Raw genomic sequence first — 21,734 nt, forward strand, 5'->3', positions numbered from 1 at the left:
TTGGCTGCTTCTTTTGGCGGTTGGAGCAATTGTTCAAATGATTGCAAACTCTTAAAAATAGAACTCATGGCAACAAAACATCTTTTTATACAAGGTCCCAAATGTTCGGGAAAAACAAAACTAGCACAAAGTATTCTCGATCTAACGCCCTCCAAGTTTACAACTATAATGGGCGTTAATATCAACAGTATTTTTCTAGGCAAATACAAAGAGTTGCCCTATCTCAAAAAAGTTCTTTTTGATGAGGTAGACAGCGAAGAACAAATATTGGAGATCGTCCGATTAATGGAAATGTTTGCGCCTGATTGCGCTTTGATATTTACTTCCAATGTCCTTGATATTGATATGAGTAAGGATGAGCGATTTAATGTTTTTAATACTTTTTAAATAATGCTAAAAAAACTTTTATGTTCAGTTATTATGGATCGAAGGGTAAGGTCGTACAACTTTACCCCAAGCCTAAATTTGATACGATTATAGAACCTTTTGCAGGAAGCGCAAGATACTCATTAAGATTCTTTGAAAATAATATAATCCTTGTGGATGCTTATAAAGTAATTGTTGATTTGTGGAATTATCTTATAGCGGCACCTGCAAAAGATATAAGAAAACTCCCTAATCTTCCTGCAGGTAGCAGATTTAAAATAGAGGATTTTGACTGCCCAGGTCAATATTATCTGTTTGGTTATTTGTGTAATCAAGGTGCAGCTTATGCGCGCAGCCAAGTATCCACAAGAGGATCAGAACGGTTTGAATATAATAAAAAAAATGTAATTAATAATTTACATAAAATTCGGCATTGGAAAGTATTTCATTCTGATTACAAAGATATTTCAAATTTAGAAGCTACTTGGTTTATTGATGCCCCTTATCAAGAAGGAGGTCACAAATATAAGCACAACAAAATAAATTACTCTGAGCTTAAAAAGTTCATATTATCTAGAAAGGGGCAGGTCATTGCATGCGAAAACATGAATGCTAAATGGATGAATTTCACCCCTATGATCTCCATGCAAGGAATGAAAAAAAAGACAGTTGAAGCTCTTTATAGCAATTACCCAACAGCTTTTGATAATAAGCAAGCTAAATTTAAGTTCTAATGAAAATAGTTACAAGCGTTAGCGGGGGCAAACCTCCGCATATATAGCAGCCAATTACTACAGTGATGCACTAGTATTCGCTTTGGTGCGAACGTCTGACAAAGAATGCTTATTCAAAGATAGAGTATTAGCCCAAAGAGTAGAAGATAGAATCCAAAAGCCCTTTATAGGAACATTGGAAGACGATACAATTATACATACCATGTTCGATTTAGAACAGTATTTAGGCAAGCGTATTGACTGGGTTAGTGGGATTACTTTTGAAGATGTAGTCGATACAAAAGGCGGTTGGTTGCCTTCTTTACACCGCCGTTATTGTACCACTTGGTTAAAGATAGACCCAATTGCTCATTGGTGGTTCGAAAAGTTCAAAGCAAAGCCTATAAAAATGAATATAGGTTATAGGATCAACGAGGCTTCAAGAGCGAAAACAATGCTTAATAGCACTAATAAAAACGGCTTGAGTGTTTATGAAATGACATTTGAAAAACATAAAAAGGGGAGACATAAAGGACTGAATAAATGGGTTAGTGTAGCATGGAGAAAGCCTTTATTCCCTTTGATAGAAGATGGAGTGGATAAAGTTGATATACAAAACTTTTGGAAGGATAAGCCCGTAAGATTTGCCCCTCTTAATAATTGCGTTGGTTGTTTTCATCGGTCTGCAGCTCTACTCAAACAACAAAGCATCGAACACCCTAATAAATTTCAATGGTTTGCCGATCAAGAAGGAAAAGGGAAAGGAACTTGGAAAAAGGATATTTCCTATACCAAAATTAAAAAATTGAATTTCACACTAAATGTTTTTGAATCAGAAGGCTGTAATAGTGGATTTTGTGGAATGTAAATAAAAGCACCATGACTAAAGAATTATTAATAGAATACGCCAATAATAATAATATCTACCAATACAACAAAAAAGACCAATTAGGGCAATTTTATGCCCTAATTCGCTCTTTGATTATTGAGTGGGAAAAGGCGCACAACAGGGGCATATTACACGCTGTACCTAGAGAAATAGAAGCCAAGTATCTCGATTTAGCAACAAGCTTTATCAAGCTGCACGGCTTTAAAATAGATAAGGCTCAAAAAGAGGAGTATTTGCAAAAAATCTCGGCTTGGTCGTTGAGTGTGGCCATGGAGTTTTTTAACGATACGATGACCGAAATGGGAGCGGATGAAGAAAGGATATTGACAACTGTACTAGAAGGAGAGGAAGAACAACAAGTCCCTGTTTTTAGTTGTGATACGCAGACAGGGAATATACATATACTAGTAACGGCGTTGGATGGGAACTACATAAAATACGAAAAGAAAGACATAAACGGAGACGAGGAAAAAACGAAGCTATTAAATTACGAATTGATAAGATATGCCCGTCCTGGTGCAAAGGGAAAATATAAAATTCCCTATGATTCGGGGACTTATCCTTTCTTTCCCGAAAATATAAAGCGGGCTTACAGAGAGAAAAAGGCAATTGATACCCTTTTTATTACAGAGGGGGCAAAAAAAGCTTTTAAAGGATATACTAGTGGCGGTCTGTATGTGGTGGGGCTTTCCTCTATTTCTCATTTTAGAGATAAGAACAGCCCGAAAGGAAACCCGAAATTGCACAAAGATATTATTGATTTGATCAAAACTTGTAAGGTCAAAAATATAGTGGTGCTTTGGGATGGTGACTGTGTAGAAATCAGTACCAAGGCGTTAGAACTTCAGCAGAATATCGACCAACGACCTAAAAACTTTTTCAATTATGCAAAAAAAATTGCAGAATTGATACAAAAGGAAGTCAAAAGCCATAAGAAAATCTATTTTTCAACCATCAAAACAAAAAGCCTAAAAGGTAATCCTAAAGGCTTAGATGATTTGTTGTTGTGGGCTGAACAGCAGAACTCCAAGCAATTAAAAAGAGTAGTGGGGGAACTGCTTAACTTAGAGGACCAAAACAGGGTTTTTACGAAATTGATAGATATAACCACGAACACGGCTAGAATGCACGAATATTTTGCATTGCATGACGTTGAAAGGTTTTACTACAAGCATGTAGAAAGCATAGAACAAAAAGAATTTATGTTTTCGGGGAATCGATACATTTATGTAACGGCAACCGATACAATAAAGCTACTACAACCCGAATACTTAGAGCGTGTACGATGGATAGGGGACGACTTCTTCGAATTGATAGAAATGCCTATCCCTTCTAAAGATGGGAAGGAACAATCTATCAAGAAGCTAAACAGAGTCAAAAAAAGCACCTTACAGGATTTGTACCAACGTAATTTTGTTGACTTTATGAAAGACAAGCATTACAAGGGGTTTTGTAATATTCCTGATCATTTTAATTATGAATTTGAAGTCAAAAGGGGGAGCGGTGTTTATTACAACAAGTACTTTCCTTTTGAGTGGACACCCAAGGAGGGGAGCTTTGATGTAATAAATGGATTTGTAAAACATATTTTTGGGGATCAGTACGAAATGGGCTTGGATTATATCCAGCTTCTTTTGACAAAGCCCATGCAGAAACTGCCTGTTATCTGTTTGTACTCGCCCGAAAATGCGACGGGTAAATCTAAGTTTGGGGAGCTCCTAAGTCAAATATTTAAAAACAATGTTGTTTTTATCAATAATGATGACTTAAAAAGTGAATTTGGTTTGGATCGTTTTGCGGATAAGTTGTTGGCGGTTTGTGATGAAACCTTGTTGGAGCGAAAGAAAGATGCTGAAAGGGTGAAGGCGATATCAACTGCAGAGGCTCCAATCCTTTGCAATCCCAAGGGAATGTCCGCTTATGAATTACACACCTATGTAAAGCTAATTTTCAATTCCAATAACTTACGCATGATTCATGCGACTGAGAATGACGAACGCTTCTGGATCATTCGTGTTCCAAATCCTAAAGAGAAAGACCCCGAATTAATGGAAAAAATGTTGGAAGAAATTCCCGCCTTTGTCCACTTTCTGAAACACCGCAAACTATCGACCCCAAAAAAGGGACGTATGTGGTTTGATCCTGAATTGATCAAAACAGATACCTTAAAAGACGTGGTTCGTGTCAATGAACATTCAGACGTGCAAGAACTAAGAAACAAACTAGAAGATTACTTCATCGACTTTCCTAATGAAGCCAATTTGATGCTTTCTACCAAAGACATTATCGAAGAATTGATGCCTGGGAAAACTAGAAACTGGATGGATGAAATATGCGGTACTAGATTATCTCTAGTGAGGTATACCAATTCTAAAGGGAAAACGGCTGTAAAACGGTCGTACATCTTAAAGAAAATACCCACCAATCAAAATTTTGATGGGGTTTCAGATGGAGCCTATAAGATTATTAAAATATCTAAATCAGCGCAACGGGTTTGGATTTTTAACAGAGAGGACTTTATGAGTGAAGATGTAGAATATGATTCAGAAGAGGACGGCGAGTTGACACAAGATTTTATCGACCAATTAAATGATGATAATGAAAAATAAAATTTTAGAGTTGCTGATGTCTGGCATTCAGTCAAATATTGATATAGGTGTTTTACAATGGCATGCACAGGGCTATGATAGTAATCCCCTTGTTTGGGTTTATGAATTTGTATTAGTTGATGTATAAAAAAAAGCCACTATCAAACGATAGTGGCTTTTAAATTTATACGAACTCAACTTATTAAAAAATAAAGTTTTCTTCTTGAAGCAAAGCAAACATTTCGTTTCTTGCTTTTGATCTGTTGTGCCCTTCTGTTTTGAATAGAATTTCGTTGCCGTTGGCTTCATTTCTGTAGCAGACAATGTCCAAAGCTCGCCCAGGAGCTGGCAACTCATTTAGACGGTAAATTTTCCCATTATCTTTGATTCGAGACGGCAAGCGGTTGAGCAGATCATCAAAGAAATTTTTGATTTGAAAAAAAACATCGCTTGCCTTCTCGATCAGATCGCCAATATCGTCCAAATTGGCTTCAATTTTTTCAATCATTGTTAAGCCGTCCTCTATGGTGGCTACAATGATATGCTTTTCATCTTTGGTCAATCGACCGCCCAAGGCTTTATCTTCTTTTTTTACTACTAAGAACATTTGTTGTTTGTTTTGTTTGATTATTGAAATATTTTTAAGGAAGAAAGGGGAGGGATTATTGTTGTTTTAAAAACTCTTTTAAACAACCGCCCAAGTTTGAAATATAGCCAAATAGCTTATCCACTTGTTCCAATTGCTCTGTTTGTCTTTGTTTTTTTGCTTTTACCCCTGTTAAGTCATTAGGAGCATACCCCAAAAAAGCAGCGTTTAGATAAAGTCTTATAGCTTGGAAACTTTCAAAACCTTTTTCTAAAACGATGGTATACTTCCAAGAACCTCGACCGCCTCCTATACCATTTTCGTTAAATAGTTCCTTTATGGTATGGCTTAATTCTAATAGAGAGATTGAAATTTGCTGATCTATCAGGAAAGCGTATAAGTATTCTATTTCAATCTCTGCCGTTTGGTTTACTTCCTCGAACTTTTTATTAGGATTGATAATTTTAATTCCAGCTTCCTCTAGGGCTTTTTTAACTTGTTCTGTGGTTGTCATGATGTACATTTATTTAGACATTAGGAGAAATAGTTTGTAAACTACCGTTTGCAAACTCTTCTTTAAATTGTTTGATTACTGATTTGGTTTTGGGGCTGTTTAAGTCCCATTCTTTCCACGATATTCTGTTATTCTTTTCAAACCCTTTGTGGACTGTATGGTATTCCCCTGTTTGGGTTACACGGTAATAGTTTGGTTCATCTTCGTTTTTGAATTGTTTTTGGACGTAGCCTACAATGTCCCCGACATCTTCTTGGATTTCTCCTGATGCTTGAGAAATTGCGATAGTAAACAGCTCGTTTATAATGGGCGGTGTTTCACTCAAAGTGAGTTCACGAATAGGGATAGTTTGAACGCCATTGCAAAGGACTGTTATTTCCAAATCCACTTTGGTGGCAAAAGCTTTGATAAGGTTAGGAACCTTTGTTTGTAAACCTACAAGAGTAGGAGGGAGATAAAAGCCCACTCTGCCTTTTCCAAATTTACTTTCTTTCTCTTTCCATATCATGATTGAGACTTGAGCGGTATCTTGCTTTTGGTCATCCTTCCAAAACAAAAAATTATATAAGTTTTTAAGTTCGTCAGCCGTTGGAGGGGGAGTGTTACTGTTCATCTTTTTGAATTTCTTTGATTAAGATAATTAGACCAGGATATTCTTTTAAGTTGGTTCGGTGGGTGTACCCTTCTTTATTCCCGTCTATTTTGTTCCAATCCTTGTTCAAAACAAGTTTGCTTATTCGCTTCAAATCTGCTTCCTCTTGGGGTACTTCTTGTCGGGGGGTGGTGGTGTATACCTTTACATTATAGTGCTTCGTGTTGCTAAAAAAGCCCCCTTGCTTTTTGACGGCTATTTTGATACATTTTTTGCTATCGTAAGCTTTGATAATTTCCTCAAACATTGGCTTTGATGTTTTATTGTTTAAAACTTTGTTTTATCAAAATTAAACCTTTTGCACTATTAAAACAAGTAAAAGCTTGTGTTTTTAAAACTTTTGAGTTATTTTTGAAACAAATAAACTCAATAAATGCGATGAGTGTATACGGTTTGAAATTTAAAATTCAAGTATTCCAAAGTTTGAAACTTTTGAGTTCTGACGAACAAAAAGAAGTGACATTGTCTCAAATTTTGGATTGCTTTATCCTTCAAATGGAGTCCAAACCCAATAAGGAGTATAAAAAAACGCTTCGAAATAGGGTTCGGGCTTGTTTGTGGGAGTGGGAAGCCATTGGCTTCTGTTCGATAGACAGAAGGCAGCATCCCAATAAAAAATACATTGTTCTTTATTACAAAATCAAAACAGCAGCATGAGCCAAGAACTCGAAAGTAAAATGAATCAAATGCGACCAATTATGAGAATGCTTATTCCTGCGGTCGGAGGAAAAGAGGGGCTAAAAAAAATTCTTTCCTCGAACATGCCAAGTATTAAAGAAGGCATGAAAGACTTTTTAAATGCTCAAAAAGAAAAGCATAAAGAAGTTTTTGAGGAAGGAGGTTATCAAGCCATTTCCTTGTCCTTAGTTTGCTTTTCTAATAATTTGGGTATTATGGTTTTTGCGCTAAAATTCAAAAAAGGAACGGATGTTCCAGAAATCACGAAGCCTTTAGAAATTATTGAAATAGACGACTATTTCAAAAGATTAGTTGACAACATCCCATTGGATGAAATGGCAAAAGACCTTTAAACATGGAAAAAGATACAAACATCGCAACACTTGAGGAAGAAAAAGAAATCATTGTAGAGGAAGTAGTAGAAGATACCGACTACGAACCTTCGTTTTTTGCCAACGCCGACCAACCAAGAGAAGGTTTCGAAGTAGAGGAGGAGGAAGAAGAAATGGACAAAGAAGGGGAGGAACCGCCCAAAATAAGTGAGACATCGGAAGAGGACGAGCAATATTTTAAAATCGCTATGTCTTTCCTAGATCAGACTAGAGCCATGGGCTTATCCATGTTTGCGGGCTATGGGATCGAGAACACCGACAAGTATATTTTTTACAAAGATTGGTCAGACCCTAAGCACAAAGCGACTTTGGAAGCTGGACGGGTAGTTGCCAAAAAGTATAAATTATCTGCCTTTCAACACTTACCCGAATTAATGCTACTAGTGGGGATTATTGCAAGTACAGGCGCATTATTTACGATGGCCAAAGAAGATAAAAAGAAAAAAGCGCAAGAAGATGCGCTCAAAAATCAGCCAACACCCCACCCACAAGCAGCAAACAATACACCTACTAAGGAAGTACAATTGAAGCCATTTAGCAAAAAAGCAAAGTAACATGACATTACCTAAAAAGAAGCCAAAACAACCCGTAAAAGGACGAGATACAAAAGTATGTACGTTCACGGGGACGACTGGAACGGGCAAAAGTTGGAAAGCCAACCAAGTCGCCCAAAAGTTGGCTAAAATGGGTAATAATAAGGTTCTGGTCATTACACATTCAGGAAGTGGAAGCAGTTGGGATCATTGCAAAGAAATTGCACCAACCGCTAAGGACCTGAATTTTAAAACAGGATGGAGAAAAATTGTCTATGTGAAGCACTACAGTAGTAAAGACAAATGCTTTCCATTACTTGAGATTTTTAACCACTTAAAAAACTGTATCGTCATTTTTGACGATTGCAAAATGTACATGCGTTCCGATTGGGAACAAACGCCTGGGCTTAAGTTGATTTGCAACGATCATAGACACAATGGGCTAGATCTATTTTTTATCAGCCATTCTCCCAAGCACATTCCCAAACAAGTTTGGGCGTATGTGGGGTATGCTTGGATATTCAAATGTGGCATGAAGCTACAAGAAAATGACTTGGATAATGAAAACGCCATCAAGTTCATTGAAGCTCAAAACAAAGTCAATGCTTTGTATCAAAAGAACAAGGCGCAATTGAAACGAAAGCCTAGAGGAATTTGTCAATATATAACTTTATAAATAATGGAAAAACGCAAGCCTGTATATAAAAAAATACCTAGAAATGGTAAGAATGGAATAACAAATCTAACTGAATATAGATATAAAAAAGGGGTGTACTTTATTTATGAAAATGGAAAACTGGTTTATATTGGTTCGAGTGCTTCTGATTTGTACAAGACTATTTCAAGACATTTTCAAAACTGGAAAGATACAAGGCAATTGAGACGCATTTCTTACAGACAAAAATTAGGTAAGAAATCCTATACCTTTTCAGTCAAACTAATGCCAAGACATAGCAAAAAAGGAATTGAAAAAGAGGAATACAAATTGGTAAATAAGTATACACCAAGAGATAACAAATTAGATTTGTACTGCAATATTACTGGGAGCGATTGCGAAAGCAAAGTTTCAAAGGCTAAAGAATTAGTCCAAAAGAAGAAAAAAAAGAAAGTTTCAAAAGTGAAAATAAAAAAGGACGATTTAATTGATGATGTACCTTTTTAAAAAATTCTTTATCTGTATTTAGCTGAAGAATAGCCATGATTTGAGGGTTTTAATAGGAGTATGCAGGTGTGTGCATGCTCCTTTTTTTTATATCGTTGTTTTTTCTATCTTTAAGACATTATAAACCTCAAACATATTTAAAATGAAAAAAGCATTTATCCTTATTACTGTGCTACTACTATCATTTAGCACGCCAAGCAATAGTTTTTTTAAGGTTGAGCATACAAATATTATAGCAACAACAAAATCTCAAAATCCAATACAGAAAAGAGCTAAAAAACAAAAAAGGAAGGGCAAAAAGAAACAGCAAATTAAATTCAAAACCACTTTTAAGAAGCCTAAAATAACTCAAGATCGTAAATCATGGGCTAGTTTGCCTCTGATGATTGTTGCTTTTGTCTTTTTTCTTGCTGCTCTTGGATTATTTCTTTTTGCGCCTCTAGCCATATTTTTTGTAGTTCTATTGGGGGTTGCTGTATTATGTTTCCTAGTATTTTTGATTGTTTCTTTAGCGATTAATTCTTGGGGACAAGAAAGAGGGGGCAAAAATAGTCCTAAGGAAACAACGGAAAAAAAGCCTTTGCCGCAACGGATAAGAGAAAAGAACAACGATCAAACTCCTAAAATGCCCGACGTTGTCTACTTAAAAAATGGTTCTATCATTAAGTGTACCATTATAGAACAAATAATAGGAGAGACTATAAAAATAGAAACTAGCGATGGTTCTATCTTTGTCTATAAAATGGAGGAAGTATCTAAGATTACCAAAGCAAAATAATATAGTTTAAAACTTGCATATATCAGTTTAAAACTATATTATTGTAATGCAGTACCATTGCATTTTACTTGTTTTTTTTATGGATACATCCTTCCAATGAAAAAAAATTATAATAATATAAAGGCTCTCTTTGTCGCCTTCCTCTGGTTATCCATAGGTAGGTGCACTGGTACTGCGTGGCAAAGAGTTGCCTTTTCTTTAAACGCAGTACCATGGAAAATTTAAAGCAAACAAAGTCGGTAAAAGCCGCAAAAAAAGACGAATTAAAGCTAAATCTAGGCTTAATCAAAGCAAGACGGGTCGAAATGCTCAATTTGTTGAGTGAAATGTCCATCCTTTATTTTGTGGATAATAATGATGTGAGTTTTAGCGATCAGAAGCTTTCCAACATCCGATACCAATTGGATATTATGAGGGGCATTATAGTCAATGCCTAAACCAAAAAAATAGAAAAACCTTCAAACTATAGTTTGGAGGTTTTTTTTATGTTTAAAAACCCACTTACAAAAACATAACCCTTCAAAAATCGTAAGTCTATTGATTTTGTGTTGTTTATCGTTGCATCTTTACAGTCATACAATTATCGCATAATCGCATTTATTGACGACAAAAAAGAAAAAGCATGATTTACAATGCAAATACGCCTATCACAAAAAAAACGACTGCTGTCCTTCCTTGTGCTCAATCGAATACAACAGGAACGGCGGGGCGTGATTTGTGGCTAATTTTGGCGATCCAAAATACAACAGACGAGCGCAAAGAAGCCGTTTTGTTTGATGCCTCTCAAACGTTTGAGCTAAAAGAAGGCATCCAAAACCAAGATGGGGTTTTAATTTCTGCACAAAATACCTCTTATGATGCCCTGTTGAACGACTTGGCAAGTGGGGAACAATACTGTGTTGATCATACGCAAGTAGAGGTCATCCAAGGTTCTAATTTGCAATTAGACAATCCTTGGCAATTCTTCACAGATTTGCGTTTCAGCTTGAACACGCAAGCCGTGAACCAAATTAACCCATCTATTGCCAAAGACCCGTACCAACAACAAGCCAACCGAATTTTGGTCAAAGCACCGTTTGGCATTACTCGCAAAATGTTGATGAAATTCCAAATGGAAGCTCAGACAACAATGGTGCTGCGTATGCACTTGAGCAATGCTGTAATGAACGGCTAAAAGATAATATAATGCAAGGACATTTTTTGTCCTTGTATTTTTTTGAAAAAGAAATTTTGTAAATATGGCTTGTTTAGAATATGGGGGGAGTGCGCCTTGTACTAGTGGCGTGAATTGCTATGACGACCAAACAGGGCAACCATGTGGGGGAACGACCCAAACCAATACAGGGGGAAATATCCCATGGTCTGATCCAAATTATTGGAGCGGTTGGAACAACACAGTAGGTTCTTTGGGTTCTGCCCTTGGTTCGTGGTCGAACTTGTTTACAGGCAATGTACAACCAACCTACTATCCAGCCCCACACACACAACGCAACAATACTCTTTTGTATGTAGGCATGGGCTTGATGTTCGTTGTGTTAATGGTGATCCTTTACATAACCTTAAAGAAGAAATAAGATGACATTCTTAAAAAAATATTGGTGGGTGTTTGCCTTAATCATCGGCGCATTTCTGTTGTACTGGTTTGTTTTCCGTAAGGATTCAAAACCGAAATTTGTGTGCAACAACACAAAACAACAATGGGAACAAAAAATGGCGGCTAAAATGGCGGCTATTCAGTCCGATGCTGACTGGGTGGCAAAAATTAACCAACAAGTTGCAGAGGGTAAATATACTGACCTCAATCATGGTTTGGCTGTTCATGCTGAATACCAACTTAGAATTGTAGACAATGAGTGTAATCCAGCTTTGCCCCTTAATTCTAAGGATCAGTTTAATAAATAATCCAACGACATGGAGTTCTTAAAAAAATATTGGTGGCTTATCGCTATTGTGTTGGTGGTGTTGTACTTGTTGATGACTTCCAAGCCTTCAGCTAATTCAGGAACGAACAACAATACTTCAAACAATACTGGCGATAGTGGCGGTGGTGGTCGAATTGACGGTCAACCAGGAGGATGTACCCCAATTACCGATATTATTTGGCGAGAGAAGAAAACATGGTGGTGGCAACGCAACGGTAATAACTGGGAGTTAGCACATCAACAGATGTTAGATGAGGGTTATTGCGAATGGATTACATAATATTATTGGCTAATTATGAAAGTAAATACAACAACACTACTCGTCTACTTAATGATCTTTCTTTTGATTTTCTTTTTGATCAAGGGGTTTTCATTTAGTGAAATTTTCAACTAATGAGCAATAAAGCACTAACATATATAGCGATTGGTTTGGGAATCCTTGTACTGGGAATTATCCTGTTAGGCATTCGTTTGGGGTGGTTTCAGCGTGGTAAGCTCAAGCTAGTAGAAGGCGATGGGAAAGTCGACCGTTTGCCTAGTGGGGCAATCGACGAAAGTCGATACTATTCTATTGCTAAGGGTATCAATGTCAGTTTGAAGGGCGTAAATTACCAACATAGCTATTTTATGAGTACAGCTGACCAATTATTGGCATTGAATAAAAATGAGTTGAGAGTAGTCAACAATATTTATACAAGGGATTTTGGAGATAAAGAAGACCCCACCCTTCGGGCAATTGTTGCGGGGGAATTTTTAGGCTCGACATTGGGCGTGCCTCATCCTTGTACTGATGCTGAGTCAAATACTATCAATTCAGCATGTTACAAACAAAAAAAGGTGCTCGAAGCACTTAATTCTATAAACGCTTAAAAAAAATCTACTAGAATGAGCATAGATTTTAAAACAGGCTTTTTCCTTTTGTTTATCATCACAGTAGCCGTCTACTTAGGCAATATGTGGGGACACAAAATGATTGAAGCCGACCGCAAGCAAAAGGAGTATGATGATTGGGTGAAAGCCCAAAACAATGCGCCTACAGCACCAGCCACCACGGCATAAAAAAGAGGAACTATGAATCCAAGTACCAACCAAATCGAAATACCGACCATCCCGATCCGTGTGGATGTAAACATCGAACCGTACCAAAGCGCAATGCTTGCCTTTTCTTTGTTTATAGCGATGGTGTTGGCGTTGCTAATTTTTGGTTTTGTATTCAAGAATTAGTTAGAAGAAACAATATTGTAAATTTTTTAAATATCTATTCCTTATGGGAGCTTATACCGATAAAAACGCAGCTCGTACGGCTGACGTAATCAGTCTATACAAAATGGGGTCTCCTGCTATTGATTCCGTTACATCTAAAGAGGTCAAAGCCTTGAAAGTACAAACTTATGCTGTTCAAAAAAACAGTTTTAAAGCTGTTTTGGGCTTGCAATTGCTTGCCTTCAAAGGCGATCAAGCGGCAACGGATCAAAAACTGGTTGTTGAAGTGTACGTCAATGGCGTATTCAAAGACAAAAAAGAGTATGACACGTTGGACTATTACGAAAACTTGGTGACTTATGTAAAAGCAGAGGACAAAATCCGCTATGATTTTACCTACAGTAACAGCAACACAGGTACAGGGCAGGTCATCAAAGATAATGTGGACGTAGACGCTAGAGTTTTGCTGATCGTAGCAGACCCGCCAAAAACTTGTAACTAGACACAAGCATTCAACGGCTTTAAATAAATAATCAAAAGGCATAAGGATAGAACATTTATACCTTATGCCTTTTTTTTTCAAACACTTTTAATACAAAAAAAATGGACGGTAAAACATTAGCCATTTTGTCTTTGGTTATTTCTGGAATTTTGGTGGTTCTTGCTGGTCTCAATTATATGGAGAACAAAAGAGCTAGAGAAGCAGCAAGCACAAAAAAATGTAGTTGTTCGGGTTGTAGCGGTCATACTGACTCGCCTACTAATTCAGATAATGCCGATTCTAGCAATACCCTCACGAACTACAGCGGTTCGACCATGCAGCCAATGTCTTAAAATAGATTGATATGTTAAGCGAGTTATTTAATAGTACCCACGCCTTTGACAAATTACGTCAAGGCTATTACGACGAAGAGAGCCAATGCGGTTGGGTAACGGAATGCCAAGATACAAAGAACTGTATCGCTAGGGTGTGCGCTCCGCACCGAGATGCCTATGGAGGTACTTTTTATAACAGTTGTGTATTGGCTTGCAATGAAAATACAGGCATGCAAAAGCTAGAGGACTTTGTCTGCAAGAATCCCGCAACGGCTTACAAATTATATGGAATCACTTGTCCAGGATATGTACCAGGGGGCGTTATCTCTCTTTTTGGTCGAGATATTAAAGTCTCACAGATTCTCATATCTATTTTGCTAGTTATTATTATTTATATCATCATCAAAAGATACCAATAATGTCCAATTTAGGTTCAGCGGGGGCATCTTCCCCACCCGATACAGGAACAGGCGGCACCGTTGGCGGTGGTGGTGGCGATACGGGGGGAATTTTAGGATTCTTTAGCAATTTCTTTACCTATGGTAAAGAACAAGATATCATCCGAACAGGGGGCGACCTCCAAAAGTTCTTCCAACCAGGAAAGTACCGTCCAGAAGGTAACACCGATATTATTATCATTGGGGTTCTTGTTGTCATTCTGTTGGTGCTTTTATTCATTTTTAGAAAATAGTCTTATGAGCAAAAATACAACCATAGCACTAATAATCTTTTTTGTCCTTGTCTTGATTGGATTGTCTGTTTATGGTGTTTTGATACTATTTAATTCGACCGCTCAAGGCTCTACTAGTAAAGGAGGGAACACCAATACTAATAATAGTAATACCAATGGGAATCCTCCTGTAACAAGTCAAAGCGACATGGATAATTTTGTCAAGCGGTTTAGAGATGGTTTCGAGGCTTATCATGATTTATACCGTTGCGATTTAATTAGTGAAGCCCTAACATTTGATAATACGCAATTGCAAAACTTTGCGGACACATACCGAAATACTTATGGTATTACTGTCGTGCAGCAAATGGATAAAGTTTGGATTTGGTGTTTTTCAAGAACAACGGGACAAACTCTGTATGATAAATTAAAAGCATTATAAATATGAGCAATAATGTACTAATAGTTTTTATCATCGTCCTTTTTGGTGCGGTGGTTTATTTGGTGTTGAGAGGTAGAGAGAAAGACGAAGTCTACAGCAAATACCAAAGAATTGTAGAAGACCCCAAAGGGGCAAAAATGGACGGTCTCTTAAATAATAGTTAGATGAGCAACGAACTTAGATGGATAGACAAGCATGGGAACTTGTTGGAAGGTTCTCAATACATTGGTTTTTATGATAGTATTACTCAAACTTGTGAGTTGTACGATGGTACAAGCGTGGTTTGTCCTTCTTTTGATAGTTCGGAGCTGCAGCAAAAAGTAGTACGAGACAAACCAACTTATTATTGGGTTTTATTGGTCCTGTTTTGTTTGTTGGTGCTTTTTATTGCTTGGTATATTAATCGTTGAAAATGAATATTTACACAAAAATATTAATTGGTTTGGTTGCACTAACAGCGTTGATCCTTGCTTTTTTGTTTTTTAGAAAAAGAAAAAAGGAAGAGGAACAAAAGGAGATCCTAAAAGAGCCTATCAAGATTTATGACAAAATAAATACCTTGATGCGTTCTTCTACCCAACAATACAGTACGAGAGATTTGTCAAAGATTAATAAAATCATTTTGCACCATAGTGCTGCCACGGGGCAGACCGCAGAAGATTACGCCCGTTATCATGTTCAGTCTAATGGATGGCCTGGAATTGGATATCACTTTGTGATCGAGAAAAACGGCGATATTATACAGGGCAATTCTTTGGAAACTGTAAGCTATCACGCAGCGGGAAAAAATACAGAAAGTATCGGTATTTCGTTGAGTGGCAACTTTATGAACGAACAACCAACGGCAGCACAAATCAAAAGCTTAAAGCAATTGGTCGCCCACTTAAGAGCGCAATTAAATAAAAATCTTCCCGTTTCTGGTCATCGTGACCATGGGCAGACTTCTTGCCCAGGTACAAACCTTTATCCAATCATCAGTCAGTTATAAATTATGTACGTAAGAAAAATAGAATACCTTTCATCAGGAAATACCCTATTATTAGGAGTAAACGCAGACGGACAAGAGGTTGTTATCAAGGCGTTTTTTCATGATTCGGGGGCTTCCATCGTAGACAATGACCGTATAACAATAGCTAGACAAAACGGTTCGGATGCTTATACATTCCCTTGGAACAAAGTAGATCGTTTAATCGGGAAAAGTGGCGCACTTCCCAAACCGACAAGCGTACAGGAATTGTACAAAATTTTGTTTGAGGAATTTTTTATCAATCCTCAAGCAGAATCACTCAATAATCAATTGGTTGCTTTGGATGCACCTTTGGCTCAAGATGCAAAGGCATTGCCTACCCGTACCGATGATTATTTCGATGAAATCATCGACGGCAAAAGAACGGGGATTACTGCTTTTTCAAAGTTTGGACAAAACGCCAACATTACTACAACACCCCAAGTCATTGCGAGCTTTGGCGGTGCTTATTTTCCTATGCTAACGGCAGATACTTTGCGAGTAAAATCTTCAAGCCCTTTAGATACTTTGAACGGCGATGGTTGTCAAAAGGTCAAAATAGTAGGGCTTAGCCCTTTGGGATTGTTACAAGAAGAGATCATCGACTTAAATGGTGAAGATTTTGTCCCCACGACCAAACAATGGTTGGGAGGGGTCAACCGTGTTACCGTGCACCAAGCTGGAACCCAACGAACCAATGTAGGGACTATTGATGTTTTGCCGAGTGGTGAAACGGACTTGACCAAACTACAAGCGCAAATCCCTGCAAGAATTGGCACCACAAAACAACTAATTTTCCATGTTCCTGCCGATTCTGTTTTAAAAATATATGCTTATATCTTCAATGGTGCTAAAAGTGGCGGTGGTTCCGACCTTTTGGATATCAATGGCTATATTTTTAAAGATGGGATTGTCACTAATTTTTTTGATTCTCCAATCACGGCAACCGCTAATCCTTTGCTTTCCGAAAAGTTGGTCATTCCTTTGAGATTCGAGGGATTGGCTTCTATATGGTTTGATTCGGTTGTAGCAGCGGGCACGGGTCGGATAAGTGGACGATTGCAACAAACCTTAACACAACTAAGCTCATGAGCATTTACATAGACATAGCGTTTGAAGTTTTGCACTTCGTGTTTTTGTTGACGGCTTTAGTTGCTGGATGGTGGGTGATGATCCACTATTACCAAGAAAAAAAAGCCTTTGATAAAAGTATGCAAGCTTTGAAAGACGAAGAATATACTTTGGAAGCTAGAAAACAAATACAAACAGCTCTGGACGATTTCAGAGAAGAACTAGCACCTATAAAAGCACACATCACACAAATTAATACACTACTCAAGCAAAAACAAAGCGATGAAAAAGAAAATTAACACCGCTGTGCTGTTGTATTCTATAGGTTTAATTCTATCCATTGGCTCTTTGACAAAGAACTACTTTGGTGCTAAAAATACAACCGCTCAGACAGTGCAAATCACACAAAAAACACCTTAATATGTTGGCATTTTTTATAACTACAACAGTCGTGCTCCTTATTCCTTACTTAATTTTGATTGCATTTTTGATACGTCAAAAACAAAAGTTTAAGCGTATAGAGGTCTCGCCCATGGGCGAAGGTGTCAACGACCAAAATTTTGAGGACTTTTTTAAACATCAAATTCAATATGAAACGAATCACAGTAGCCAAGAAAGGCAAGGGTAAATATGTAGTCAATGTTGGAGGAAAACAACAGGGAACCGCATCAAAAACAAGAGCTAAGGCAAACGCCAAAGCCAACAAACTACGCAAAAAGAAGGGCAGAAAATAAACTGCAGCCACTCAATCGCACTAGAAAGCCTATTCCTTTGGATAGGCTTTTTTTATGCTTATTTTACTATAACTAAGAATTTAGTTTATTTATAATTCAGGAACCAAAGCAGCACTATTGTCGTCGTCTCTCCACCCCACAGCACGCATATAACTATCGGTTTGGTCAATAGAAGCATGTCCAGCTTGTTCCTTCAGATACTTCATACTTGCTCCGTTTTTTTTAGCTTGGAGCATCCCAGTCGGTTTCCATCCGTACAGCTTATATCTAGTAGTAGGCAAACCCACCCTTTCCAAAAACTTACGGTGCATATTTGCATAGTAATTGACCCCCGCTTGTTTCTTATTCCCAAATACAGAAGGACAAAGGTATTCTCCCAAGTGTTTGCCCTGTATTGCTATTTCTAATTCTTGTACAAAAGCGGGAGGAATTACGGGATATCTAGTTTTATTGTTCTTACTGATCGAGGCATGCACAATTATTTTGCATTCGTCCAGATCTACATCCCCCACTTTCAAAAATCGTATTTCATTGGGTCGAATAAAACAATAGTATTGCAATTGGCAAACCAACCACAAAACGGGGTGTTCCTCCCGAATGGCATTTTTTAAGCGTTTTATATTGCTCAAGGAATAAACATTGGGCGGGGTTGGATTGGTTTTGAGTGAGGGAATACCATCAAACAAATCATCCATTTCCAATTTGGACAAACGCAAAGCTTCTCCCAGTATTTGTTTGATAACTTGTTTATAGTTCTTGTAAGTAGTACGGCTCTTTTCCTCCATAATATGAAGAAAGAAACGACGTACATTTTCATTATTCAGCTCATCAAAGCCCAACCAAAAGAAAAAGCTTTTTATTATGCTTTTGTGCCCCATGTATGTTTTGGGTCTCCATGTATTTTTCTTTTGTTCCAGGTACGCATCCACGATCCTACGAGTTTTACTTCTGTAGGTTAGCTTTTCCCTTGTTAGTATTTCATTGATGAGCAGCTTTGCAGCTTGTTTCCTTTTTAGAGTAGTGGCATGTTTGTTTATGCCTTTAGAACTCCTAATACGCCTACCATTTTTATAATAATAGACAAACCATTGCTTGGTCAAATCCCCATCCGCATCATACAAACGAGGTTTAACAAATTTTTCATCCATTGGAATCTGTTTTTTGAATTAATAAAACAAACCCATTGATTGTCCTTTTTTAGTGATGATAGTGGAAGAGGTTATCACCAAACTAAAAACAGCATGATTATAATTAGGCTTTTTATAAATATGACAGGAAGGTTGTCATATTGTTTTCATAAGTCATTGACTTTGAGAATATTATAAAAGTAGTGGAGAGTATCGGAATCGAACCGACGACCTTTTGACTGCCAGTCAAACGCTCTAGCCAACTGAGCTAACCCCCCTTGTTGGGCACGAATATAGAATATAAAAATAAAATTTACCAAATAATTGGTATAAAATCTACTCTAATAATTGAATTTTGGGCTAAAAAGTTCAGCAGATAGAATTTTTTAGAAAAAAAATGTATTTCTAAGACTTCCTATAGTATCTTTGTGCTGCTTAAAAACAAAAGAAAATGAAAACAAGAAGTCATAAAGAAGATAAGGTAAATGTTATTACTTTGGGATGTTCCAAAAATATGGTGGATTCTGAGGTTATGATGAGTCAATTGCAAGCCAATGAATTTGAGGTAGTGCATGATAGCAACGATGCGGATGCGAATATTGTTATTGTGAATACTTGCGGATTTATTGATTTGGCTAAAGAAGAATCTGTCAATACCATCCTTCAATATGCGGATGTGCGTGCGCGAGGCGAGATTGATAAGTTGTATGTGACAGGCTGTTTATCTCAACGTTATAAAGATAATTTGGAAGAAGAAATTCCAGAGGTAGATGCTTATTTTGGAACCTTAGAATTACCTGCTTTATTAGAAAAATTAGAAGCAGATTATAAGCACGATTTAGTAGGAGAACGCCTATTAATGACACCCCCGCATTATGCCTATTTAAAAATATCCGAAGGGTGCAATCGTACTTGTTCCTTTTGTGCTATTCCTTTGATGAGAGGAAAGCATATTTCTAAATCTATCGAAGACTTGGTGACAGAAGCCAAGAACTTAGCAAAACAAGGCGTCAAAGAGTTGATGTTAATCGCACAAGAATTGACTTATTATGGGTTGGATATTTATAAAGAACGAAAACTTGCGGATTTATTGCGTGCTTTGAATGATGTAGAAGGCATTGAATGGATTCGGTTGCACTATGCTTATCCTAGTAAATTCCCATTAGATGTTTTTGATGCCATCAAGGAGTTGCCAAAGGTGTGTAATTATATAGATATGCCTTTGCAACACGCTAATAATGCCGTATTAAAACGGATGCGTCGTCAAATAACGAAAGAAGAGACCATGAAGCTTATTGAAGAAGCCCGCAAACGTGTGCCAGGCATTGCTTTTAGAACGACACTTTTGGTAGGTTATCCAGGAGAGACGGAGGAGGAATTTGAAGATATGGTAGATTTTGTACGAGAGATGAAATTTGAACGAGTTGGCGTATTTCAATATTCTCATGAAGAAAATACATTGGCGTATGATGTAGAGGATGATATACCAGCAGAGGTCAAAGCTGCTCGTGCTTCTAAAATTATGGAAGTACAAGCAGATATTTCTTGGGAGAATAATTTGGCAAAGATTGGAAAAACTTTCAACGTTTTGTTTGATCGAGTAGAGGGAGAGTTTTTTGTTGGTCGTACAGAATATGACTCTCCAGAAGTAGACAATGAGGTACTGGTTAAAACTGAAGGAAACTATGTTCGTATTGGGGATTTTGCAACGATTGAAATCATTGATGCAACCGAATATGATTTGTATGGAAAAGTAGTCAAAGCTTAAAAATTAGGCAAAGTTGCTACTAAAGGAATTGTTTTAATTTTTTTATTTCTTGAAAATGAATCGTTTAAAATTGATTCTGAAAATCAAGTTTCAAAAACAAAGCAATATATTAGTGCAATAGCTACAATTTTGTAATTTTGTTACGGAATTTCTTAACACACATAAAAGACACCAAAATATGGGATGGTATAAACGTGATAAAGATAGTATAACGACTTCCACTTCTCAAAAGAAGGAAACTCCCGATGGGATTTGGCACCAATGTAATGCCTGTAAGACCACTTCAACCGTTAAGGATTTAGTAGAGAACTTGTACGTATGCCCATCTTGTAATCAGCATGAGCGCATCGGTTCTCAAGAATATTTTGAGATTATTTTTGATAAGAGCAAATATACAGAAATGTACAGCGACATTATCGCGTATGATTTCTTAGAGTTTACAGATTTAAAACCTTATCAAGAGCGCTTAGATTCTGCTCGCAAGAAAACGGACTTAGATTCTGCAATGCGTGTGGCAAAAGGAAAGGTTCAAAAAATGGACTTGGTCATAGCAGCAATGGACTTTGGTTTTATTGGAGGTTCGATGGGGTCTGTAATGGGGGAAAAAGTATCTAAAGCAATAGATTACTGTATTGAACACAAAACACCATTTATGATCATTTCTAAATCTGGTGGTGCTCGTATGATGGAATCTGCTTTTTCTTTGATGCAAATGGCTAAAATTTCAGCTAAGTTGACGCAACTAGCAGAAGCACAAGTGCCTTATTTATCTTTCTTGACGGATCCGACAACAGGAGGAGTTTCTGCCTCTTTTGCTATGTTGGGCGATTTTAACTTCTCGGAGCCTGGTGCTTTGATTGCCTTTGCAGGACCTCGTATTGTTAAAGAAACATTGAAGTTAAAAGAATTACCAAAAGGATTTCAGCGTGCTGAGTTCTTGATGGAAAGAGGATTCTTAGATTTTATTGTTGAACGAAAAAATTTAAAAGATAAAATAGAGGATATCTTGTATATTCTAAAAAAATAATCAACCTATTATAAGTAGTACTTCTATTCGGATAATAGATTTGCTACCCAATAATTTGATATAAAAATGCCTGCTAATTTTTAGCAGGCATTTTTAG

The 21,734-nt window shown here is 37.2% G+C and carries 38 protein-coding genes and 1 tRNA gene; 33 read left to right on the forward strand and 6 right to left on the reverse strand.

The window, feature by feature from the left end:
- The first annotated feature begins 66 nt into the window (after nucleotides 1–66).
- The 5 genes from CG11_RS02125 to CG11_RS30040 all read left to right on the forward strand — a co-directional run bounded on the left by CG11_RS02125 (nucleotide 67) and on the right by CG11_RS30040 (nucleotide 4,704).
- Nucleotides 67–387 (forward strand): hypothetical protein, encoded by a 321-nt coding sequence (locus tag CG11_RS02125; RefSeq protein WP_052592640.1) that lies wholly within the window; start codon nucleotides 67–69, stop codon nucleotides 385–387.
- A gap of 20 nt (nucleotides 388–407) precedes the next feature.
- Nucleotides 408–1,100 carry a hypothetical protein gene (locus tag CG11_RS02130; RefSeq protein ID WP_052592642.1) on the forward strand — a complete coding sequence of 231 codons (693 nt, stop codon included), beginning with the start codon at nucleotides 408–410 and terminating at the stop codon, nucleotides 1,098–1,100.
- 85 nt (nucleotides 1,101–1,185) lie between these two features.
- Nucleotides 1,186–1,947 (forward strand): hypothetical protein, encoded by a 762-nt coding sequence (locus CG11_RS02135; RefSeq protein WP_052592644.1) that lies wholly within the window; start codon nucleotides 1,186–1,188, stop codon nucleotides 1,945–1,947.
- 11 nt (nucleotides 1,948–1,958) lie between these two features.
- The gene (locus tag CG11_RS02140) at nucleotides 1,959–4,577 is read left to right on the forward strand and encodes a primase-helicase family protein (RefSeq protein ID WP_052592645.1); all 2,619 of its coding nucleotides are present in this window, start codon (nucleotides 1,959–1,961) and stop codon (nucleotides 4,575–4,577) included.
- On the forward strand, nucleotides 4,567–4,704 hold the full coding sequence (locus CG11_RS30040) for a hypothetical protein (RefSeq protein WP_156039624.1): 138 nt from the start codon (nucleotides 4,567–4,569) through the stop codon (nucleotides 4,702–4,704). Before CG11_RS02140 ends, CG11_RS30040 begins: the two co-directional genes overlap by 11 nt.
- 54 nt (nucleotides 4,705–4,758) lie before the next feature.
- On the opposite strand, the gene CG11_RS02145 is transcribed toward CG11_RS30040, so the two are convergent.
- The 4 genes from CG11_RS02145 to CG11_RS02160 are packed head-to-tail and all read right to left on the reverse strand — an operon-like array spanning nucleotide 4,759 to nucleotide 6,555.
- Entirely contained in the window at nucleotides 4,759–5,163 is a 405-nt protein-coding gene (locus CG11_RS02145; RefSeq protein WP_052592646.1) for a hypothetical protein, read from the reverse strand.
- Nucleotides 5,164–5,218: 55 nt separating this feature from the next.
- The gene (locus CG11_RS02150) at nucleotides 5,219–5,656 is read right to left on the reverse strand and encodes a hypothetical protein (protein ID WP_052592647.1); all 438 of its coding nucleotides are present in this window, start codon (nucleotides 5,654–5,656) and stop codon (nucleotides 5,219–5,221) included.
- 13 nt (nucleotides 5,657–5,669) lie between these two features.
- Nucleotides 5,670–6,269 (reverse strand): hypothetical protein, encoded by a 600-nt coding sequence (locus CG11_RS02155; RefSeq protein ID WP_052592654.1) that lies wholly within the window; start codon nucleotides 6,267–6,269, stop codon nucleotides 5,670–5,672.
- Complete coding sequence (locus tag CG11_RS02160) at nucleotides 6,259–6,555, reverse strand: hypothetical protein (RefSeq protein WP_052592657.1); 297 nt, start codon at nucleotides 6,553–6,555, stop codon at nucleotides 6,259–6,261. Before CG11_RS02160 ends, CG11_RS02155 begins: the two co-directional genes overlap by 11 nt.
- A 131-nt stretch (nucleotides 6,556–6,686) precedes the next feature.
- Here CG11_RS02160 and CG11_RS02165 point away from each other — a divergent pair, with 131 nt between their 5' ends.
- The 26 genes from CG11_RS02165 to CG11_RS30065 all read left to right on the forward strand — a co-directional run bounded on the left by CG11_RS02165 (nucleotide 6,687) and on the right by CG11_RS30065 (nucleotide 17,715).
- The gene (locus CG11_RS02165; protein WP_156039625.1) at nucleotides 6,687–6,965 is read left to right on the forward strand and encodes a hypothetical protein; all 279 of its coding nucleotides are present in this window, start codon (nucleotides 6,687–6,689) and stop codon (nucleotides 6,963–6,965) included.
- On the forward strand, nucleotides 6,962–7,339 hold the full coding sequence (locus CG11_RS02170; RefSeq protein ID WP_052592661.1) for a hypothetical protein: 378 nt from the start codon (nucleotides 6,962–6,964) through the stop codon (nucleotides 7,337–7,339). Before CG11_RS02165 ends, CG11_RS02170 begins: the two co-directional genes overlap by 4 nt.
- Before the next feature lie 2 nt (nucleotides 7,340–7,341).
- Nucleotides 7,342–7,932 (forward strand): hypothetical protein, encoded by a 591-nt coding sequence (locus CG11_RS02175; protein WP_052592662.1) that lies wholly within the window; start codon nucleotides 7,342–7,344, stop codon nucleotides 7,930–7,932.
- A 1-nt stretch (nucleotide 7,933) separates the two neighbouring features.
- Nucleotides 7,934–8,587, forward strand: coding sequence for a zonular occludens toxin domain-containing protein (locus tag CG11_RS02180; RefSeq protein ID WP_052592664.1), 654 nt, complete (start codon nucleotides 7,934–7,936; stop codon nucleotides 8,585–8,587).
- A gap of 3 nt (nucleotides 8,588–8,590) precedes the next feature.
- Nucleotides 8,591–9,073: a GIY-YIG nuclease family protein gene (locus CG11_RS02185; RefSeq protein WP_052592666.1), complete on the forward strand. Its 483-nt coding sequence runs from the start codon at nucleotides 8,591–8,593 to the stop codon at nucleotides 9,071–9,073.
- A 142-nt stretch (nucleotides 9,074–9,215) separates the two neighbouring features.
- Nucleotides 9,216–9,851: a hypothetical protein gene (locus CG11_RS30350; RefSeq protein WP_052592668.1), complete on the forward strand. Its 636-nt coding sequence runs from the start codon at nucleotides 9,216–9,218 to the stop codon at nucleotides 9,849–9,851.
- A gap of 212 nt (nucleotides 9,852–10,063) precedes the next feature.
- The gene (locus CG11_RS02195) at nucleotides 10,064–10,288 is read left to right on the forward strand and encodes a hypothetical protein (RefSeq protein ID WP_052592670.1); all 225 of its coding nucleotides are present in this window, start codon (nucleotides 10,064–10,066) and stop codon (nucleotides 10,286–10,288) included.
- A 185-nt stretch (nucleotides 10,289–10,473) separates the two neighbouring features.
- A complete protein-coding gene (locus CG11_RS02200) occupies nucleotides 10,474–11,025 on the forward strand; it encodes a hypothetical protein (RefSeq protein ID WP_052592672.1) in 552 nt (183 codons plus the stop codon).
- Nucleotides 11,026–11,089: 64 nt separating this feature from the next.
- Entirely contained in the window at nucleotides 11,090–11,425 is a 336-nt protein-coding gene (locus CG11_RS02205) for a hypothetical protein (RefSeq protein ID WP_052592675.1), read from the forward strand.
- Between the two features lie 100 nt (nucleotides 11,426–11,525).
- Nucleotides 11,526–11,753: a hypothetical protein gene (locus tag CG11_RS02210; protein ID WP_156039626.1), complete on the forward strand. Its 228-nt coding sequence runs from the start codon at nucleotides 11,526–11,528 to the stop codon at nucleotides 11,751–11,753.
- Between the two features lie 9 nt (nucleotides 11,754–11,762).
- The gene (locus CG11_RS02215) at nucleotides 11,763–12,053 is read left to right on the forward strand and encodes a hypothetical protein (RefSeq protein ID WP_052592679.1); all 291 of its coding nucleotides are present in this window, start codon (nucleotides 11,763–11,765) and stop codon (nucleotides 12,051–12,053) included.
- A 113-nt stretch (nucleotides 12,054–12,166) separates the two neighbouring features.
- Complete coding sequence (locus tag CG11_RS02220) at nucleotides 12,167–12,643, forward strand: hypothetical protein (protein WP_052592681.1); 477 nt, start codon at nucleotides 12,167–12,169, stop codon at nucleotides 12,641–12,643.
- Nucleotides 12,644–12,658: 15 nt separating this feature from the next.
- Complete coding sequence (locus CG11_RS30045; protein ID WP_156039627.1) at nucleotides 12,659–12,832, forward strand: hypothetical protein; 174 nt, start codon at nucleotides 12,659–12,661, stop codon at nucleotides 12,830–12,832.
- Nucleotides 12,833–12,844: 12 nt separating this feature from the next.
- Nucleotides 12,845–12,997 carry a hypothetical protein gene (locus tag CG11_RS30050; RefSeq protein ID WP_156039628.1) on the forward strand — a complete coding sequence of 51 codons (153 nt, stop codon included), beginning with the start codon at nucleotides 12,845–12,847 and terminating at the stop codon, nucleotides 12,995–12,997.
- A gap of 43 nt (nucleotides 12,998–13,040) precedes the next feature.
- Nucleotides 13,041–13,478: a hypothetical protein gene (locus tag CG11_RS02225; protein WP_052592683.1), complete on the forward strand. Its 438-nt coding sequence runs from the start codon at nucleotides 13,041–13,043 to the stop codon at nucleotides 13,476–13,478.
- A 101-nt stretch (nucleotides 13,479–13,579) separates the two neighbouring features.
- Entirely contained in the window at nucleotides 13,580–13,810 is a 231-nt protein-coding gene (locus tag CG11_RS02230) for a hypothetical protein (RefSeq protein ID WP_052592685.1), read from the forward strand.
- An 11-nt stretch (nucleotides 13,811–13,821) separates the two neighbouring features.
- Nucleotides 13,822–14,211 (forward strand): hypothetical protein, encoded by a 390-nt coding sequence (locus tag CG11_RS02235; RefSeq protein ID WP_052592687.1) that lies wholly within the window; start codon nucleotides 13,822–13,824, stop codon nucleotides 14,209–14,211.
- Nucleotides 14,211–14,483 carry a hypothetical protein gene (locus CG11_RS02240; RefSeq protein ID WP_052592689.1) on the forward strand — a complete coding sequence of 91 codons (273 nt, stop codon included), beginning with the start codon at nucleotides 14,211–14,213 and terminating at the stop codon, nucleotides 14,481–14,483. The genes CG11_RS02235 and CG11_RS02240 overlap by 1 nt, the downstream gene beginning before the upstream one ends.
- A 4-nt stretch (nucleotides 14,484–14,487) precedes the next feature.
- On the forward strand, nucleotides 14,488–14,904 hold the full coding sequence (locus CG11_RS02245; protein WP_052592691.1) for a hypothetical protein: 417 nt from the start codon (nucleotides 14,488–14,490) through the stop codon (nucleotides 14,902–14,904).
- 2 nt (nucleotides 14,905–14,906) lie between these two features.
- Complete coding sequence (locus tag CG11_RS30055) at nucleotides 14,907–15,068, forward strand: hypothetical protein (protein WP_156039629.1); 162 nt, start codon at nucleotides 14,907–14,909, stop codon at nucleotides 15,066–15,068.
- Nucleotides 15,069–15,314 carry a hypothetical protein gene (locus CG11_RS02250; RefSeq protein WP_052592693.1) on the forward strand — a complete coding sequence of 82 codons (246 nt, stop codon included), beginning with the start codon at nucleotides 15,069–15,071 and terminating at the stop codon, nucleotides 15,312–15,314.
- Between the two features lie 2 nt (nucleotides 15,315–15,316).
- Nucleotides 15,317–15,892: a peptidoglycan recognition family protein gene (locus CG11_RS02255; protein ID WP_052592695.1), complete on the forward strand. Its 576-nt coding sequence runs from the start codon at nucleotides 15,317–15,319 to the stop codon at nucleotides 15,890–15,892.
- A 3-nt stretch (nucleotides 15,893–15,895) separates the two neighbouring features.
- Nucleotides 15,896–17,002 carry a hypothetical protein gene (locus tag CG11_RS02260; protein ID WP_052592697.1) on the forward strand — a complete coding sequence of 369 codons (1,107 nt, stop codon included), beginning with the start codon at nucleotides 15,896–15,898 and terminating at the stop codon, nucleotides 17,000–17,002.
- On the forward strand, nucleotides 16,999–17,280 hold the full coding sequence (locus CG11_RS02265) for a hypothetical protein (protein WP_052592698.1): 282 nt from the start codon (nucleotides 16,999–17,001) through the stop codon (nucleotides 17,278–17,280). Before CG11_RS02260 ends, CG11_RS02265 begins: the two co-directional genes overlap by 4 nt.
- A complete protein-coding gene (locus tag CG11_RS30060; protein ID WP_156039630.1) occupies nucleotides 17,264–17,401 on the forward strand; it encodes a hypothetical protein in 138 nt (45 codons plus the stop codon). Before CG11_RS02265 ends, CG11_RS30060 begins: the two co-directional genes overlap by 17 nt.
- A 170-nt stretch (nucleotides 17,402–17,571) precedes the next feature.
- Nucleotides 17,572–17,715: a hypothetical protein gene (locus CG11_RS30065; RefSeq protein WP_156039631.1), complete on the forward strand. Its 144-nt coding sequence runs from the start codon at nucleotides 17,572–17,574 to the stop codon at nucleotides 17,713–17,715.
- Nucleotides 17,716–17,804: 89 nt separating this feature from the next.
- On the opposite strand, the gene CG11_RS02270 is transcribed toward CG11_RS30065, so the two are convergent.
- Nucleotides 17,805–18,863: a site-specific integrase gene (locus tag CG11_RS02270; protein WP_052592700.1), complete on the reverse strand. Its 1,059-nt coding sequence runs from the start codon at nucleotides 18,861–18,863 to the stop codon at nucleotides 17,805–17,807.
- A 183-nt stretch (nucleotides 18,864–19,046) separates the two neighbouring features.
- Nucleotides 19,047–19,120, reverse strand: a tRNA-Ala gene (locus tag CG11_RS02275).
- 173 nt (nucleotides 19,121–19,293) lie between these two features.
- On the opposite strand from CG11_RS02275, the gene rimO reads away from it, so the two are divergent.
- Together rimO and accD are read left to right on the forward strand one after the other, a co-directional pair.
- Complete coding sequence (gene rimO, locus CG11_RS02280; protein ID WP_052592701.1) at nucleotides 19,294–20,610, forward strand: 30S ribosomal protein S12 methylthiotransferase RimO; 1,317 nt, start codon at nucleotides 19,294–19,296, stop codon at nucleotides 20,608–20,610.
- A 178-nt stretch (nucleotides 20,611–20,788) separates the two neighbouring features.
- On the forward strand, nucleotides 20,789–21,637 hold the full coding sequence (gene accD, locus CG11_RS02285) for an acetyl-CoA carboxylase, carboxyltransferase subunit beta (protein ID WP_052592703.1): 849 nt from the start codon (nucleotides 20,789–20,791) through the stop codon (nucleotides 21,635–21,637).
- Nucleotides 21,638–21,734: the final 97 nt, after the last annotated feature.

Source organism: Aureispira sp. CCB-QB1, assembly GCF_000724545.1.
Taxonomy (GTDB): Bacteria; Bacteroidota; Bacteroidia; order Chitinophagales; family Saprospiraceae; genus Aureispira.